This is a genomic window from Bacillus marinisedimentorum (genome assembly GCF_001644195.2).
Classification (GTDB): Bacteria; Bacillota; Bacilli; order Bacillales; family Bacillaceae_O; genus Bacillus_BL; species Bacillus_BL marinisedimentorum.
This window is the reverse complement of sequence record NZ_LWBL02000024.1, coordinates 68,612-83,947: the sequence shown is the minus strand read 5'-3', so window position 1 is coordinate 83,947 and position 15,336 is coordinate 68,612. Positions and strand designations below refer to the sequence as shown.

14 protein-coding genes and 1 pseudogene are annotated in these 15,336 nt (G+C 45.9%); 9 read left to right on the top strand and 6 right to left on the bottom strand.

All coding sequences use genetic code 11. The annotated features are described in order from the left end of the window. Positions 1–194 precede the first annotated feature (194 nt). The 4 genes from corA (at position 195) to A4U59_RS07410 (ending at position 5,587) form a co-directional block, all read left to right on the top strand. Complete coding sequence (gene corA / locus A4U59_RS07425; RefSeq protein WP_066172519.1) at positions 195–1,145, top strand: magnesium/cobalt transporter CorA; 951 nt, start codon at positions 195–197, stop codon at positions 1,143–1,145. Between the two features lie 414 nt (positions 1,146–1,559). Further along, positions 1,560–2,810 carry a sensor histidine kinase gene (locus A4U59_RS07420; protein WP_083270727.1) on the top strand — a complete coding sequence of 417 codons (1,251 nt, stop codon included), beginning with the start codon at positions 1,560–1,562 and terminating at the stop codon, positions 2,808–2,810. 926 nt (positions 2,811–3,736) lie between these two features. Further along, entirely contained in the window at positions 3,737–4,384 is a 648-nt protein-coding gene (locus A4U59_RS07415) for a YczE/YyaS/YitT family protein (RefSeq protein WP_066172513.1), read from the top strand. Between the two features lie 450 nt (positions 4,385–4,834). After that, complete coding sequence (locus A4U59_RS07410; RefSeq protein ID WP_211274912.1) at positions 4,835–5,587, top strand: CBS domain-containing protein; 753 nt, start codon at positions 4,835–4,837, stop codon at positions 5,585–5,587. A gap of 273 nt (positions 5,588–5,860) precedes the next feature. Here the strand turns inward: A4U59_RS07410 and cspD are convergent, their stop codons facing one another. Continuing rightward, positions 5,861–6,061, bottom strand: coding sequence for a cold-shock protein CspD (cspD, locus tag A4U59_RS07405; RefSeq protein WP_066172510.1), 201 nt, complete (start codon positions 6,059–6,061; stop codon positions 5,861–5,863). A 317-nt stretch (positions 6,062–6,378) separates the two neighbouring features. On the opposite strand from cspD, the gene A4U59_RS21310 reads away from it, so the two are divergent. Both A4U59_RS21310 and A4U59_RS07400 read left to right on the top strand, forming a co-directional pair. Next, a complete protein-coding gene (locus A4U59_RS21310) occupies positions 6,379–6,531 on the top strand; it encodes a hypothetical protein (RefSeq protein WP_157888150.1) in 153 nt (50 codons plus the stop codon). A 444-nt stretch (positions 6,532–6,975) separates the two neighbouring features. Further along, positions 6,976–7,446, top strand: coding sequence for a VanZ family protein (locus tag A4U59_RS07400; RefSeq protein ID WP_066172507.1), 471 nt, complete (start codon positions 6,976–6,978; stop codon positions 7,444–7,446). 40 nt (positions 7,447–7,486) lie between these two features. Here the strand turns inward: A4U59_RS07400 and A4U59_RS07395 are convergent, their stop codons facing one another. The 4 genes from A4U59_RS07395 to A4U59_RS07380 form a co-directional block, all read right to left on the bottom strand. Next, complete coding sequence (locus A4U59_RS07395; protein WP_066172504.1) at positions 7,487–8,455, bottom strand: 5-oxoprolinase subunit C family protein; 969 nt, start codon at positions 8,453–8,455, stop codon at positions 7,487–7,489. After that, positions 8,448–9,224, bottom strand: coding sequence for a LamB/YcsF family protein (locus A4U59_RS07390; RefSeq protein ID WP_066172501.1), 777 nt, complete (start codon positions 9,222–9,224; stop codon positions 8,448–8,450). Before A4U59_RS07390 ends, A4U59_RS07395 begins: the two co-directional genes overlap by 8 nt. After that, positions 9,221–9,955 carry a 5-oxoprolinase subunit PxpB gene (gene pxpB / locus A4U59_RS07385; protein ID WP_066172496.1) on the bottom strand — a complete coding sequence of 245 codons (735 nt, stop codon included), beginning with the start codon at positions 9,953–9,955 and terminating at the stop codon, positions 9,221–9,223. Before pxpB ends, A4U59_RS07390 begins: the two co-directional genes overlap by 4 nt. A 225-nt stretch (positions 9,956–10,180) precedes the next feature. Further along, the gene (locus A4U59_RS07380) at positions 10,181–11,341 is read right to left on the bottom strand and encodes an amidohydrolase family protein (RefSeq protein WP_066172494.1); all 1,161 of its coding nucleotides are present in this window, start codon (positions 11,339–11,341) and stop codon (positions 10,181–10,183) included. Positions 11,342–11,564: 223 nt separating this feature from the next. Here A4U59_RS07380 and A4U59_RS07375 point away from each other — a divergent pair, with 223 nt between their 5' ends. From A4U59_RS07375 to A4U59_RS22565, 3 genes and pseudogenes are all read left to right on the top strand, one after another. Further along, positions 11,565–12,770 carry a M20 family metallopeptidase gene (locus A4U59_RS07375; protein WP_066172491.1) on the top strand — a complete coding sequence of 402 codons (1,206 nt, stop codon included), beginning with the start codon at positions 11,565–11,567 and terminating at the stop codon, positions 12,768–12,770. Between the two features lie 392 nt (positions 12,771–13,162). Further along, positions 13,163–13,264 (top strand): YjcZ family sporulation protein, encoded by a 102-nt coding sequence (locus A4U59_RS20835; protein ID WP_083270724.1) that lies wholly within the window; start codon positions 13,163–13,165, stop codon positions 13,262–13,264. Between the two features lie 123 nt (positions 13,265–13,387). Then, a pseudogene (locus A4U59_RS22565) lies at positions 13,388–13,468 on the top strand (YjcZ family sporulation protein); the annotation flags it as partial. A gap of 75 nt (positions 13,469–13,543) precedes the next feature. Here the strand turns inward: A4U59_RS22565 and A4U59_RS07365 are convergent. Further along, complete coding sequence (locus A4U59_RS07365) at positions 13,544–15,181, bottom strand: multicopper oxidase family protein (RefSeq protein WP_169823932.1); 1,638 nt, start codon at positions 15,179–15,181, stop codon at positions 13,544–13,546. Positions 15,182–15,336: the final 155 nt, after the last annotated feature.

Sequence of the window (15,336 nt, the reverse complement as noted above, 5' to 3'; positions counted from 1 at the left end):
TAAGAAAAAATGTGCGGATACAGAACTGATGATAAAAGAACATCCTTTCAGTATCAGTGTACCCTTCAAGGTTTGACGGGAAACGAGGGCATTTTCGTACGGGTATTACAGGATATTAACCGGCTGTGCTTTTTAGGGTATAGTAAACGAAGCACACTACGGTTGAAATCCCGTTGAAGAAATGAGGTTTATATATGATTAGAATCACAGGAATCACCATACAGGGTGAACGCAAAACGCTGGAAGATCTCGATATGCTTAAGCCGCAGGATTTCAGGTGGTACTGGGTTGATTTCAGCAGCCCGGATGAAAGGGAAATGGACTTTCTTCATTCGTTTTTCCACTTTCATCCGCTTGCCATTGAGGACTGTCTTCAAAAGCTGCAGCGGCCGAAGTTGGATTATTATGATCAATATAACTTTTACGTCGTGCACGCCCTTGACCAGGTTGATAAGGAAAAAGATGAAATCGACTTGTTCCTGTCCGATCACTATATTGTTACGTTTCATAAAGATGAGTCGAATGAAGTGAATCAGGTGTGGGATAAATTTAAGTACTCCAGTAATTTGGAGCGGTGGGACCAGCATGTTGTCCTGTACGAAATCATGGATAAAATTGTGGATGCTTATTTCCCTGTCCTCTATCAGATTGAAGATGAACTGAATGCAATTGAGGATAACACCGGCAATCGCTCGGTTGAAAAAATTCTGGATGAAGTGTTTGAACACAGGGGATATTTGCTGTATTTGCGGAACACCGTCCACCCGATGCGGGACTTGCTGTACAGGATGCTCAATTCCCACCATCTTGAGGAAGTGAACGAGCGCAGGGAATATTTTTCGGATATTTATGATCACCTGCTGAAACTGTCCGACATGATCCAGTCCAATCGTGAAATGACAACAGATATAAGGGACAGCTATCTTTCGCTTAACGCCCATCAGACAAATCGGATTATGAAGGTTTTAACGGTCATTACAACGATTTTTATGCCGCTCACATTTATCGCTGGCGTTTATGGAATGAATTTTGTGTATATGCCTGAACTGGAGTGGCGTTACAGTTATTTTATCACGCTCGGCTTGATGATGGTGATCGGCATGGTGATGTTCTGGTGGTTCAAAAAGAAGGGATGGTTCGACTGATAAGGTATACGCATAATTTCTCCCGATTCTTCCTTGGCCGCCGCGGTTCCATGCCGATGGGAGCAAGTTCAATTTTACTCAATATTTGACAAAGTGTACATTGCATACAAAATTCACTAATGGGATAATAAGGTAACTGTTTGTTTTCGGAGTTTATATAAAAGCTTTTAAATTTCAATATTTATTTTAACAAATATACAGGTATCAATATCAGGAGTCCACTGCTTCTTATATCAGCCAAATCGGTGAGTGCGCAACGAGTGAGTATGCCGGCTCGATGAATAGCGGATATCATCTGCATGGACTTGCCGCATCAGAACGTCCTGTGCAAGTTTGGAAATCAATCGGTTTTGAGACTCGTTTATCAACTTTAAGCTTATCTTGTCCAAACAAAAAGAAAAGCAGGTGCCTTTCATGATTGATTTTGTTAAAGACTTGCTTCTCCATTTTGCCATTATCGTATTTCTTGGGTTTATGTATAACTTTTTATTTTCCCAGCGCCGCGAGATCGGGCAGCGTCATATCATGCTGCTGGTGGTTCTCGCTGTACTGGTCGTTACAATAGTTTTCCCAGTAGAGTTTGATAGCGGTCTTGCCTTTGATTTGAAATTGATCCCCTTTATTATCACGTTCTTTTATATCGGCCCCGGGGCAAGCTTATTTATCATCGCTTTCATGGCAGTTGTCCAGGCCGGTATTGATCTGTCAGGCATAAACATGATCATCGTTAACTATTCAGTGATGTTTGCCATTCTTTATTTCTTGAGAAAAAGCTATTTATACGGCGGCATGCAGATGAAATTGGGCATCAGCTTTTTCGTATATTTGCTTATTACTGCAACAAGGGTTTCGGTTCTTGTCCGGCAAGGTTATACGAATGAAATTAATTATTTGTTTGTATTCTCGCTTGTATCATTTCTTGCTCTGGCTGCGGTTATTTATATCATCGAAATGACAATTCTTCAAAACCGTATGCTGGATGAACTGCAAAAAGCGGAGAAACTGACGGCTGTCAGTCAGCTGGCCGCTTCAGTCGCCCATGAAATCCGCAATCCAATGACAACAATAAAGGGTTTTATGCAAATTTTGAAAAACGAAGATAATCTTACAGATTCGCAGAATATGTTCGTGAGGGTATCACTTCAGGAATTGGAGCGGACGCAAACGATCATCAACAATTTTTTGTCTCTGGCCAGGCCGAACACAAAGCACTTCCAAGAGGTTGATTTAACAAAACTCCTGATGGAAGTGGTGGAGTTCATGAAGCCGTACAGCCATATGTCCAATATCGAGATGTATACAAAGATTGATGAGCACTTGCTTGTTGAAGGGGATCCTCATGAGTTTCGCCAGCTCTTTATCAATATCGTTAAAAATGGAATTGAAGCGATGGCGGATGGAGGCAACTTTTTTGTGTATGCAACGGATGCGGGCGAAGTCATTCGGATAGACATTAAGGATGAAGGAGTGGGGATGAGCAAAAAGCAAGTCCAGCGGCTCGGACAGCCATATTATTCGACGAAGGATAAAGGGACAGGGCTCGGGATGCTAATTTGCTTTGATATCATTAAACGGATCAGCGGGGAAATCATTGTTGACAGCAAGGAAGGGGTTGGAACAACGTTTACGATTGAAATCCCTAAGAAGCAGCGGGTTTCCGCTTAGCCGTTTTACTGGTGGAAAAGAGCATGTCATTCATATAAAGGCAATATAATAGCTGGCTGAGGAGGGAATCGAGGATGCCCCTGCTTAGCCGGCTTATTTATATGCTGTGTCCCTGCGCGAATTGCCAGACAGTCCGCAAAACGGCGTGGATTCGATTCTCCTGTCAGCTTGAGGTCTGATCCAACCATTATTTGGCTGGATAGTCACTGACTCTTTTATCTCTTCATCTGTAAGTCAGAAGGAAGGTACAACAAAGATTATTTATAAAGTTCACACTGTTTTATTCCCGCTTCGGGAATAAAACATTTTGTGCCGTCTCTTTTTTCTGCGGTACGTTTCTTCTTCAATCCTTCCGCCGCCGTCACACCGGATGCAGTCTTTTTTTCCGGGAATAAAAAACCTGTGGGTTTCACCTTTCCCGCTGCATGCGGGACAAATCACTAATATTGACATAAGTCATTCCTTTCTGGGAATCATACCGGGGGTTTACTAATCAAGAGGGTTTCGTACGGCAAGGGGTTATCCTGTACAGGAAATAAAGGACCTTCTTACAAAAGGCTTGCATAAGATGCGAAACCGGCCCTATCTAAACATACTGTACTCTTATTCCCGTAACGGGCTTGTTTGAAACTTTTGAAGAAAATGCCTGGCAATTGCCTCGCAATTGCCAGGCATTTTCTTTTCCCATTTTTCCGCTTTAAAATAAAAGTTTGTCGCTGTGCATAAAGCATGCACAGCGGCAGGGCTGTAAACGGATGCTCATGCGGCTGTAACTAAAACGAAAAAAGGAAGCGGGGAAACCGGTGTGCCGGTTTCCCCGCTTTTTTGTTGCAATGCGTTTACAAAAAATGGAGTTTTAGCGGGCATTAAACCTGTGAAAAGAGGGAGTACAAAATATCAAATCCGATTGGAAAGGCGGGTCAGAAATGGGCCAACTTTTTAGAATCTTCATCTATCTCGCCGGTATGAGTTTAAACTTCCTTGGTGCTGCATTATTTATAAAATCAACACTCGGTGCCGGGTTCTGGACTGCGATGGTAGCCGGAATCAAAGATAATTTCGGGTTTTCGGTCGGTTTCTGGTACGGTTTTTCCCAGCTTGCCGTGATGATGATTAACAGCTATATCGTGAAACGGCGTCCTGAGATCGAGGCGGTCATTACCCTTGTACTTGAAGCGTTCATTTTGGATTTCTGGCTGGAAGTGGCTTTGAGAGACGTCCATCTTGGCCCGGAAGCTGCTGCAGTGAAAGCCGCAGTGTTCACAGCCGGCGTTATCGTCATGAGCCTTGGAGTTTCACTTTATATCATGCCAGGATTCCCCCGCGCACCTGTTGATCAATTGTTTCTCACACTTAGTGACAAATTCGGTTTAAGTATACGAGTTTCACAAATGACGGTAGCAGCCTCTTCATCCATCATCGGCTTTTTGATCGGCGGCCCGGTTGGAATCGGTACAGTCTTGCTCGTACTTGCACTTGGCCCGCTTATCCAGTTCTGGTATCCAAAGGTTGAACGTTTCTACACACTCAATCTGGAAAAGCATCATCTCTCCAGTCCAGGTAAGGTAAAGTAAGACCTAAAGGAGGGAGTCCCGCCACTTTACAATAGATTATTGTTGAAGGATCCTGACATCGTTCAGACACAATAACGGTTTATCATAAACATGAAGAACTTGCAGCCGGCAGGAGGTGAAAATGAATAGGTTGTCCTTCACGCAAACGGCAGTAAGTCCATTATTCACACAACCTGTTTTTGCCCGATTAACGAATCGGGCAATTTTTTTTTTAGATATTTGACCATTTAAAGATATTTTCGTTTAAAGTTAAAGGCGGATAATTTGAACGATTTGCTGCGGCGATGAAGGAGCCGATATAGCTCTCACGGGAAGCATACATACCGGAAGGCAAGAAAATATGCAAGCGGCTCAACTGAGGGAAACATTCTCATAGCCAGGAGGCAAGAGGTTTAACTTATCGCCTGAACGTGGAATTGATATTCATCAAGTAATCATATTTAATACATTATGGGAGTGAACGATGTGGAACAGTCGGTGCAGAGGATTAATGAAAGACATAGGGAACGATCGGAGCGATTCGAGATAGCCTTCAACCAAATCCATTCCCGGTTAAAGAAACTTGGGCGGAAAAGCCGGAACAACGGGTTTGTTGATCTGCTTCACCAGGTAAGCGCTCGGCATTCCCTTGTGAAGCGGTTCTTCGATGATCTGAAGCAATTTGCCCGGCTTCGAAATGCTCTTGTCCATGAAAAAATGGAAGCAAATTATTATATCGCTGAACCTCACCAAAAAGTGGTGGAAAAAATAGAAGAAATTGCAGATTACCTCAATTCACCGCCGGCAGCAACTACAATTGCCTCTAGCCCGGTTGTGACCTATGGGGTTTTTGACTCGCTGGAAGAAGTATTGAAGGATGCAGAACAGCATTCCTTTTCCCAGTTCCCGGTGTATGATGGCCAGCGATTTGCTTATTTGCTTACAAAAAGCGGCCTGATCAGCTTTATGGCCAATCATATCAATAATGGTGCGGTTTTGGTAGAGGACATCAAGTTGAAAGATGTGATGAAGTATCAATCCGATCATAATGTAGCCTTTGCGGACAAGAATGTCGATATTTTCACTCTTGAGGACATTTTTGAAGATCACTATCAGGACGGCCACAAGCTGGAAGCCATCATCCTGACGGAAAACGGCAGCAAAACAGAGGAACCGATCTCCATTGTGACGACATGGGATCTAATAAAAATTGACTTGTTATAAATTAAAGGGCATCGGCTAAAAATGTCAGCAGCCTTACCTTAATATTGTAAACGCGAAAGATGCAGGCGGTTAACGGCAGGTCTTTATTCAGACCAGTTTTCCAGTTATGAGGAAATCAACAAGCTTTACGAGGGGGCATTAGTGTATTTCTCCGGCGCTCATACACTCTCCTTGCGCGAATCGGAACTTTTCGAGGACCTCTTGCCTTCCGCTGTAACAAAGCCAATAAAAAAAAGAGAAGGGATAGCCCTTCTCTTTTTGTATGTTTTATAATTAGCCTCTAGTTACGTTAGCAGCTTGAGGTCCGCGATTGCCTTCTACGATTTCGAAGTTTACATCTTCGCCTTCTTCGAGAGTTTTGAAGCCTTCGCCGTTGATAGCTGAGAAGTGTACGAATACGTCGTCTCCGCCTTCAACTTCGATGAATCCGAAACCTTTTTCTGCGTTGAACCATTTTACTTTACCGTTTTGCATTAAATATTTCCTCCTAAATGTACAATTGGTGCACATTTCATTTTTCTACCATCCACTCTTAACATGCCGGGCATTAAAAAAACTGTATCTCATAAGAGGATTTAATTGTGCTATCCCCTTTCTAAGTTACAGCTGTTTTAAATCCAAACTATATTAAAAGTAAAATGGTAATGTAAATATATCATGCCCTTTTCAAAAATGCAAACAAATTTGGCACTTTTAATAAAAAAAATTCAACGAAAAAATATCCCGCTTTATTGCATATTTTTCGTTAACAGCGGGTACATGAGTACAGAAAACAACTTTGGAGGAATTTTATGGAAAACATCAAAGAACTTACAAACAGGCAGCTTCTTGATGTGTATCGAAAATTGCATGGTGGTAAACAAACAGGTTCATATAAATTGAAAGTAAGGCGCGAGATACTGCGCAGGTCGCTTGGCGCACCCTCTATACCAGACAGCAAATAATGAAACCGGCTCCGGTGCGGAGAGTCGGTTTTACATATTTCCCTTCTGTTTTTAAAATTGCCCCCTAACCTTATTTTTTCCTGTTCAGCAATTGATCTTCCACAAACGTACATCTCTAAAGTGTATAGATGATGTATGTAATGGAAGATGAAACGTATGTATGATAATACATAATCTTTTTTGTACAGCAGCTCGGGATTTCTGTTCTCCGCTGTGATAAAATGAAGCTTGTCCTGTTTTGCCGGTAGCGGAAGCAGCACATATGATCACGGCATTTGATATCCTTCAGCCATGGAAGGCGGGAAAACCGTGCGTAAAGGTCCTTAAGATAGAATGTTTTCCTTTTGTAAAATGGAATTTCCGGAGGAAACAGCCGTATTTCTTCAAGAAATAATGACCATTCAGAGCTCGACACCAAGAACAAGCAATAAAGGGGCAGCGGATATGAAAAAAAGGGGTAACAAAGGGCTTATTCCGGCCGGCTTTATTTTGTTCGGAGCTTATGCCCTTTTTATGATGTACAACCTGTTTTCAGGAAACTCCCATTATCAAGGGCGTTTCGTGGATATCAATATTACACCTTTCAAAACAATTAAGATGTATATCACTTATTTCGACCATTTTGATTTGCAGACCTGGACTGTGAACGTATTGGGGAATGTATTGGCATTTGTGCCGCTTGGTTTTTTCCTTGCATGGCTTTTTCCGGTTACCGCAAAGTGGTGGCGCATGCTCCTGGTGCTGATTGTTGCGGTATCGGCAGTGGAAGTTATGCAGTTTTCCCTGCAGGTCGGAAGTTTCGATGTTGATGACATACTGCTTAACACGTTTGGCGGGATGATCGGTTATGTGTTGCTTGCCGGTGTTACGAAAGCAGTTGAAGGTTTGAAAGAAAAAATGAGCTTTGATTTATAAAAGAGCAGGGAGGCCTGCTCTTTTTGTGTGCATTACATTTTTATCGTAAATAGGTTTGTTCACGGACTGCCATCTCCAACTGTTTCATCAGTTTGACCTCTTTCAAATACAGGTTTTGTGCCTCCGCTACGGATACGCTCTGGAATGTTAGGGCCGAGCCAGGAACTGCCTGGGCGATCAGCGGTATATCAACTGAAATGACTGTGCCGATACGGGTGTATCCTCCCGTTGTCTGTCTGTCACTAAGCATAATGATCGGCTGACCGCTGGCCGGCACCTGTATGCCGCCGAAAGGTACCGCGTCCGATAAAATGTCGGCGCCGTCTTCGGGTGCAATGCAGGGTCCGGAGAGCCGGCATCCCATGCGATCGGACTCCGGTGTTACTTCATACCTAGAGGATAAAAACGTCTCGACTGATTTTTCACTGAATGAGCGGGTATGCGGTCCCTGAATGATCCGAATCGTGAGATTACGGCCGTAAAATGGGATTTCGGCGGAGTGCAGGCTGCGCTTGAATGCCGGTGCTGCACCTGTTTGTTTAGCGTGCACAGTGTCCCCCTTTTTGAGCGGCCTCCCGTTAATTCCGCCAATTCCGCCTTTCACATATGTTGATTTGCTGCCGAGTACTTCCTCGGCAGCAAATCCGCCCGCAGTGCTAATATAAGCCCTCATTCCGTTTTTGGGCTTCCCGAAAGAGAGTACATCCCCTTTTTTTAACGGGACAGCCTTCCACATCGGTGCCTCATTCCCATTTATGGATGGAGAAAGGTTACCTCCGCAGATTGATATCCAGGTGTCCTGCAAAGCTTCTAACTCTGGGCCGGACATGGTCGCCTCGATCACAGCCTGTCCGGGTGAATTTCCTACTAATAGATTTGCGATTTTCATAGCATATTGATCCACTGCGCCGGATGGGGAAATGCCGTACTGTTGATACCCGTATCTTCCCAGGTCCTGGACGGTCGTCAGCACTCCCGGTTTCCGTACATGGAAAAGCGATTCAGGCACGGCCTGGCACTCCTTTTACAGAGGCAACCCGGATATTTTCAGCAATAAGCCTCTCTTTCAATTTCGCGGCAAATTCAAGCGCTTTCGGGCTGTCACCATGGATGCACACGGTGTCGGGATTGATTTCAATGTCTTCTCCGGTTAATGCGGCCACTCTGTGCTCCGTGATCATACGGATGACTCTGTCGATCGCTTCGCTGCTGTCGTTGATTAAAGCGTCAGGGGAAGTGCGCGGAGTAAGGGACCCATCCGCCTGATATGTCCTGTCAGCAAAAACTTCACTTGCTGTGGTCAGCCCGCGTTTCTTTCCGTATTCAATGAGTTTGCTGCCAGCGAGCCCGTAAAGAATGAGGGCAGGATCCACATCATAAACGGCTGAAGCGACAGCATCGGCAAGCTGGCTGTCCCGTGCAGCCATATTGTAAAGGGCTCCGTGCGGTTTTACGTGGTTCATGGCAGCATTTTGAGCTTCCGCTATTCCTTTCAAAGCGCCAATCTGGTATATGACAAGGTTGTAAACTTCGTCCGGGGAAACGGCGATTTCCCGGCGTCCGAATCCATGGAGGTCCTGAAGCCCCGGATGTGCACCAATGCCGACATCGAGGTTTTTGGCGATTCGGACCGTTTTCATCATGACATTATGATCACCGGAATGGTATCCGCACGCAATATTGGCAGAAGAGATGTGCCTCAGCACTTCTTCATCATTTCCGGTAGTATATGTACCGAAACTTTCGCCGAGATCACTGTTGATGTCTACGGTTTTCATTCAGAATCCTCCTTTTTAGGATAAGATTTTATCGAAAATTCCCCGGTTGCGATTGCCTGATGGATGACGCGATATTCCTGTTCAGTAATCGGTTTGAAACGAATATAATTACCGGCTTCCAGCAGAATCGGTTTCTCCCTGTCAGGGTTGTAGAATTCAAGGGGGGTACGTCCAATTATGCGCCAACCGCCCGGTGTATCAAGAGGGTATACGCCTGTCTGGCTTCCAGCGATTCCGACAGACCCGGCAGGAACTTGCCGGCGGGGATTTTCCAGGCGCGGGGCAGCTATTTTTTCCGGCATGCCGCCCAAATATGGAAATCCGGGGGCGAATCCCATCATGTAAATCAAATATGTGCTGCTGGAATGAAGGGAAATGACGTCTTTCTCATGCAGTCCGTTATGTTGAGCGACAAATTCGAGATCGGGGCCGAATTCTCCGCCGTATACGGTCGGCACTTCGTAAACGTTTGCGGGAGGAAGTGAAAAATGATCAAGGCGGAAAGACGATTCCGTAAGCACATCCTTTAATTGGGCGTAGCTGATCACTTCAGGCTGGTAATAAACGGTAAGGGCTGTATAGGTCGGCACCCACTCCACAATTCCATCGATAGGATTATTTCGCAGAAAGGCAGCATATTTCCGTATTTGCTGATTGAGCTCTTCGGAAAGAACATCGCCGAACGAAAGCTGGATTCCAGTATCCCCGATCGGATAGAACGTGATTTCCATTACAGTCTCCTCTCTTTATTACATTGATGTTTATTATTAATTTACTATAACACCCAAACGAAGAAAACATTAAAGTCCCCGTCAATGAATATAGAATAAGAGGGAGACGAATTTCTAAAAAACGGCAATAAATGAAGTCTATTGGATAATAGTGCGTCTCCCTTTTACTATTTACATGCCGATTATGTGAGGAGGTATGTCCGTTGCTGGAACGCGGGATTTTATTTAACCCTTCTGTTTCAACACATACCGCTTGCTCGCATTGTATACGATTTGTCCGTTGATGATTGTCTTTTCCACGTCGTTACGCAAGTCAAAAGGTTCTCCGCTCCAGATTACAAGGTCGGCGTCTTTGCCGGTGTTCAAGGAACCGACCCGTTTGCTGATACCTAAATGCCGGGCTGCATTCAGCGTGATCGCTTTCCATGCCGATGATTCTTTCAGTCCCGAACGTACAGCCATCGCTGCACTTGACAGGAGAGTGCTGATGCTTGATTGGGGGTAGGCGGTTGTAATGGATACCGGGATGCCGGCTTCATCCAGAGCCGCTATCGTATCCCATTCCTTTGCTGGCCGTTTGGACGGTGAACTGCCCATCAAACCCGGTGCAATCGAAATTCTTGCTCCCTGCTCGCCGATAAAATCGGCTATTCGATGGGCATCCTTCGTATTTTCAATTGTGACTTGAATGGAAAATTCCCGGGCGATCCGAAGAACAGCGGCGATTTCTTCTATAAGTTCCGCTTTTACACGGAGCGGATATTCCCGGTTCAGCACTTTGATCAAGTTTTCAAGGGCAAGATTTTCATCTATTGTAATGCCGTTATTTATTTTATGAAGCTGTGTCTGTGCTTTTTTAAAGGCTTCACGCATTTGTGCAACAGTTTCCATCAATGCGGAAGAGTCAGGGCCGCCGGAATTTCCGGGCGAAGCCGAAAATGAGCCGGCCATGCCGGCAGGGTTCCGCAGTATCATGTTATCAACAATGCTGCCTGAGGTCTTAACAACAGCTGATTCCCCGCCGAAAATGGAATTCGTGCCAGGGAGGATATGCACGGTAGTGACACCTGATTTTCTAGCTTCTTCAAACGTTTTTTCTTCGGGATAAATGCCGTCAATGGCCCGGAACTCAGGAGTCAGGCTGAGTTGTTTGTCAGCCCGGGACCCTGTTTGCGGCGGTTCTTTTGTCAGCCCCATCTGTGTATATACATCGATTAGTCCCGGCGTCACAACTTTTCCTTCCGCATCAATTGTGTTGGCATGGGCGGGCGCCCGGACATGTTTTCCGATTGCCTGAATGACTCCTGCGTCAATTAAAATATCTCCTTTTGCAATGACTTTGCCGCTCCCTGTATAGATTCGTGCTCCTTTTATATGGGTGGGCATTTTGGCACCTCCTGGTCCGACTAGCAGTCTTATAATTTTGAATATTTATAGAGAATGATGGTTTATCATGTTATTCTGAATTTAGTATATAAACGATATATTCTCTTTCATTTCTGTACCCGTATTTACATGTTTTAATCGTCCCAAGCCTGGAATGCTGAGCAGAAAGACATGAGAAAAAGGTCAGCGGCAGAAATGGATGCGAAATCGGGAGGTATAAAAGATGTCACTTGACACTCTGCTTGATGCATTATATGAAGAGATGGTTGAAATACGCCGTCATTTGCATGCACATCCTGAATTGTCATTTGAAGAAGTGGAAACGCCTGAATTTATTGCAGGCTATCATGAAAAGCTCGGCCACCCGATCAGGAAAGGAGTAGGCGGACGGGGGATTGTCGCGCTTCTTGAAGGCGGCAGGCCGGGTCCGACCGTTGCGCTCCGGGCTGACTTTGATGCCCTTCCGATACAGGAACAAAATGATTTGCCGTTCCGTTCGACAGTCGATGGGGTCATGCATGCGTGTGGACATGACGGCCATACGGCGACCCTTCTTGTCCTTGCTAAAGCGCTGAATCGAATGAGGGATGAGCTTTCCGGCAATATCGTGTTCATTCATCAGCATGCGGAGGAATTGATGCCGGGCGGTGCGATTGCCATGATTGAAGATAAGTGCCTTGAAGGGGTGGATGTTGTATTTGGAACACACCTCTGGGCAACTGAACCTTTAGGGTCTGTCCTCTACCGGGAAGGTCCGTTCATGGCGGCGGCTGACAAATTTGAAATCACAATTCAGGGCCAGGGAGGGCATGGAGCCCAGCCCCACCTTACAAAAGACGCGATTGTGATCGGCTCACAGCTCGTAAACTCCCTCCAGACGATTGTGAGCAGGCGGGTCGATCCGCTGGAACCGGCAGTGGTGACAGTCGGTTCATTCGAAGCGCCGAATGCCTTCAATATTATCGCTGACAGGGCTAAGCTTGCCGGAACAGTCCGGACGTTTTCCGAAGAAGTCCGCGGACGGGTGGAAAAGGAGATGGAGCGGGTTGTCCGGGCGGCTTGCGACTCATTCGGAGCAGAATATGATTTCAAGTATACGCGCGGATATCCTGCAATCGTGAACCATGGAAGAGAAACCGAGCTTGTCGCTGAGCTTGCCGGTGGAGTCCCTGGTGTCAAGGATGTTCGGCAAAGTGCCATGCAAATGGGAGGCGAAGATTTCGCTTACTACCTTCAGCATGTGCCGGGCACATTCTTCTTTACAGGCGCGAAGCATCCGGATTGGGAAGTGACGTATCCGCACCATCATCCGCGTTTCAACATCGATGAACGGGCGATGCTGATTGCCGCCAAAACACTTGGCAGAGCGGCACTCCATTATCTTGTTCCTTCAGCAAGCCAAAAGGATACAGTTAAGGCACAGCCATAAACTCATATGAACAAATCGACTAAGAAGGCGCCGGTCCCGGCGTCTTTTTTCTTGCTGTTAAGGAAATTATAAAGTTTTTGCGTTGTGGATAAAAAGCGAGAAGGAAGTCATCCAGCTCCAGGCGCCAGCGGCTATCGTCATAAGCGGTGATCCCTCCGGAAGGGAAAAACGGCCTTCCTTGCGCATTTCTTACTCAACTGTGCAACTTCCCAAGAAAAGAGTGTGGCAGGTGTTCGGGTTTGGTATTGAATGCCTGGCAATTGCGAGGCAATTGCCAGGCATTTCCCACGCACTCTCTGCGCCCATTTCCCGGGGACCCGGGGTATTCGCCCTGCCATTTTCCGCTATGGCACATATCGTAATTAGTGAAACAGCAGACAGGAGGTGTCTTCATGAGCGGAGGATATGGCTACGGCGGAGGTTTCGCGCTGATCGTCGTGTTGTTCATCCTGTTGATCATTGTCGGTGCAGCAGCAGTCGGCTATGGTTACTAGACAGAGAAAAATTAAGAGTTAAGATACAGCAGAATAACCATCGAAAGGAGAATGTTCATGCATTATTATGGCGGATATGGTTATGGCGGATTTGGCGGCTGCGGACGTGTAGGCGGCTACGGTCACCGCCGTGGTTACGGAGGCTTTGCGTTAATTGTTGTACTGTTCATCCTGCTTATAATCGTTGGCGCCGCATGGTGCTAATGTAAAAAAATAGAGCCCGGGAAGGCGGATGCCTTTCCGGGCTCAATTTTATCGGTTCAATCATACATAGGAGAATTATTCTGGGGCGTTATTGTGTTTCCCGCCAATCTCAAATGGAGAATAAGTTTGCTGATACTTGAAAATGGTTGCCATTCCGCCGGCAGCATGATTCAAATCATGGCAATGGAACAGCCAGTGTCCAGGATTGTTTGCTTTAAACACAATCTGATAGCTTTCGCCGGGCTTCACGTTAATTAAATCTTTTACAATTGGTGTGTCTAGCTTTTCCCCATTGCGGGCAATCACCTGAAAATGATGTCCGTGCAGATGCATCGGATGATCGAACATGCTGTCATTTGTCATATTTACTTTAATAATATCACCTTTTTCAATCTCGATGTTATTGGTATCCGGGAACGTCTCCCCGTTTATTGTAAAATTCATTCCTTCTCCCATCGACATTCCGGCACCAAGGCTCATATCATATTCCAGGTCTGGCTCCGGGATCGAGTCGAACAGCGGCTTCATTTGTCCATAATCCCCATAGTCAACAGGAGTGGAACCTTCAACTGGCTTTTCTCCCCTGTTTTCTGGGGCGGTTTCGCTTGGGTTCACCTCAACAGGAGCTTCCATCTGTTCATATTGGGTATCTGTAATTGAAAAATCATTTGAACTGTTGGCAGTGAGTTCCACATCAATCCTTTCACCGGGAGCAACTTCAAGAGGCTTTGTTGTCAGTTCACCTTTCAAAACAGGATTCCCATCATTTCCGACAACACGATAGGGCTGTCCGGCAAAGGACATGACATGCCGGGAGTATCCGGCATTGACAAGCCGGAACCTCACCTTTTCGCCCTGATTGACTTCCAGCGGTTTGATTGCTGAACCTGTTTTCCCGTTAATGGTATAAGTATCATACATCATCCGGGTATCCATATCGCCTTCTCCCGGTCCGGAAGCCCCCATCATATCCCGCATTTCATCTGAATCGCCCTTGCTGCCGCCCATCATTCCTCCGCTGCCGCCGTTACGGCCGCCCATCATGCCGTTCATGTCCGGGTTTTCCCCCATCATTCCATTCATGCCGCCATCTTCGGACGGCCACTCATCAAGCATCAGAACATGATCCCGGTCGCATGTTTTCTTAGCAGGCTCGACTATAAATGCGCCATATAAGCCGCGGTCCACCTGTTCAGAACTGTGTTGATGAGAGTGGTACCAGTAGGTTCCGGATTTGCCGGCCTTGAACTTGTATGTGAACGTCTCACCCGGCTGGACGGCGTTCTGGGTGACGCCCGGAACCCCATCCATTTGATTGGGCAGGATGACACCGTGCCAGTGGATTGTCACCGGTTTGTCCATTTCGTTTTTCAATGTAACTTTCACAAAGTCCCCTTCTTGCACCCGGATCGTTTCTCCGGGTACTGACCCATTATATGTCCAGGCTTCCACCGTACGTCCGGAACCTAAATCCCATTTATTCTCTCCGGCAGTGAGGGTAAAAGACTTGATTTCATCTTCTTTTGAAGGGGAAGGAGTGGATAGTTCTGTGATACTCGTCTTTCCATCTGCATTTTCCGCTTCGTCTGTCTGGTTTTTCTCGTCTTTCCTTATGTCCTTCGTATCTTCCCCTCCGCCTTGCTGGCATCCAGCCAGTAACAGTAAGCCGAAAAGGAACATAATAAGTCCTTTTTTCGCCCTCAGCTTCATCATGTTACCACTCCTAACTTCGGTATGTTTGAACGATCTTTTTGCCGTCTTCAGAAAAAACATTATTTGGAAATTTAATCGTGTACAGTAAACATGACAATGAAGGTAATGTTTTTGTCAAACGGGGTCTGCACTACTGCCTTTACCCGTCAAATGTT

Bases quoted from the DNA above. Each gene is read 5' to 3' on its own strand.
- A4U59_RS07420 (WP_083270727.1), top strand. From the start codon at position 1,560: ATGATTGATTTTGTTAAAGACTTGCTTCTCCATTTTGCCATTATCGTA.
- A4U59_RS07415 (WP_066172513.1), top strand. From the start codon at position 3,737: ATGGGCCAACTTTTTAGAATCTTCATCTATCTCGCCGGTATGAGTTTA.
- corA (WP_066172519.1), top strand. From the start codon at position 195: ATGATTAGAATCACAGGAATCACCATACAGGGTGAACGCAAAACGCTG.
- A4U59_RS07375 (WP_066172491.1), top strand. From the start codon at position 11,565: ATGTCACTTGACACTCTGCTTGATGCATTATATGAAGAGATGGTTGAA.
- A4U59_RS07365 (WP_169823932.1), bottom strand. From the start codon at position 15,181: ATGATGAAGCTGAGGGCGAAAAAAGGACTTATTATGTTCCTTTTCGGC.
- A4U59_RS20835 (WP_083270724.1), top strand. From the start codon at position 13,163: ATGAGCGGAGGATATGGCTACGGCGGAGGTTTCGCGCTGATCGTCGTG.
- A4U59_RS07410 (WP_211274912.1), top strand. From the start codon at position 4,835: ATGGGAGTGAACGATGTGGAACAGTCGGTGCAGAGGATTAATGAAAGA.
- pxpB (WP_066172496.1), bottom strand. From the start codon at position 9,955: ATGGAAATCACGTTCTATCCGATCGGGGATACTGGAATCCAGCTTTCG.
- A4U59_RS07400 (WP_066172507.1), top strand. From the start codon at position 6,976: ATGAAAAAAAGGGGTAACAAAGGGCTTATTCCGGCCGGCTTTATTTTG.
- cspD (WP_066172510.1), bottom strand. From the start codon at position 6,061: ATGCAAAACGGTAAAGTAAAATGGTTCAACGCAGAAAAAGGTTTCGGA.
- A4U59_RS21310 (WP_157888150.1), top strand. From the start codon at position 6,379: ATGGAAAACATCAAAGAACTTACAAACAGGCAGCTTCTTGATGTGTAT.
- A4U59_RS07380 (WP_066172494.1), bottom strand. From the start codon at position 11,341: ATGCCCACCCATATAAAAGGAGCACGAATCTATACAGGGAGCGGCAAA.
- A4U59_RS07390 (WP_066172501.1), bottom strand. From the start codon at position 9,224: ATGAAAACCGTAGACATCAACAGTGATCTCGGCGAAAGTTTCGGTACA.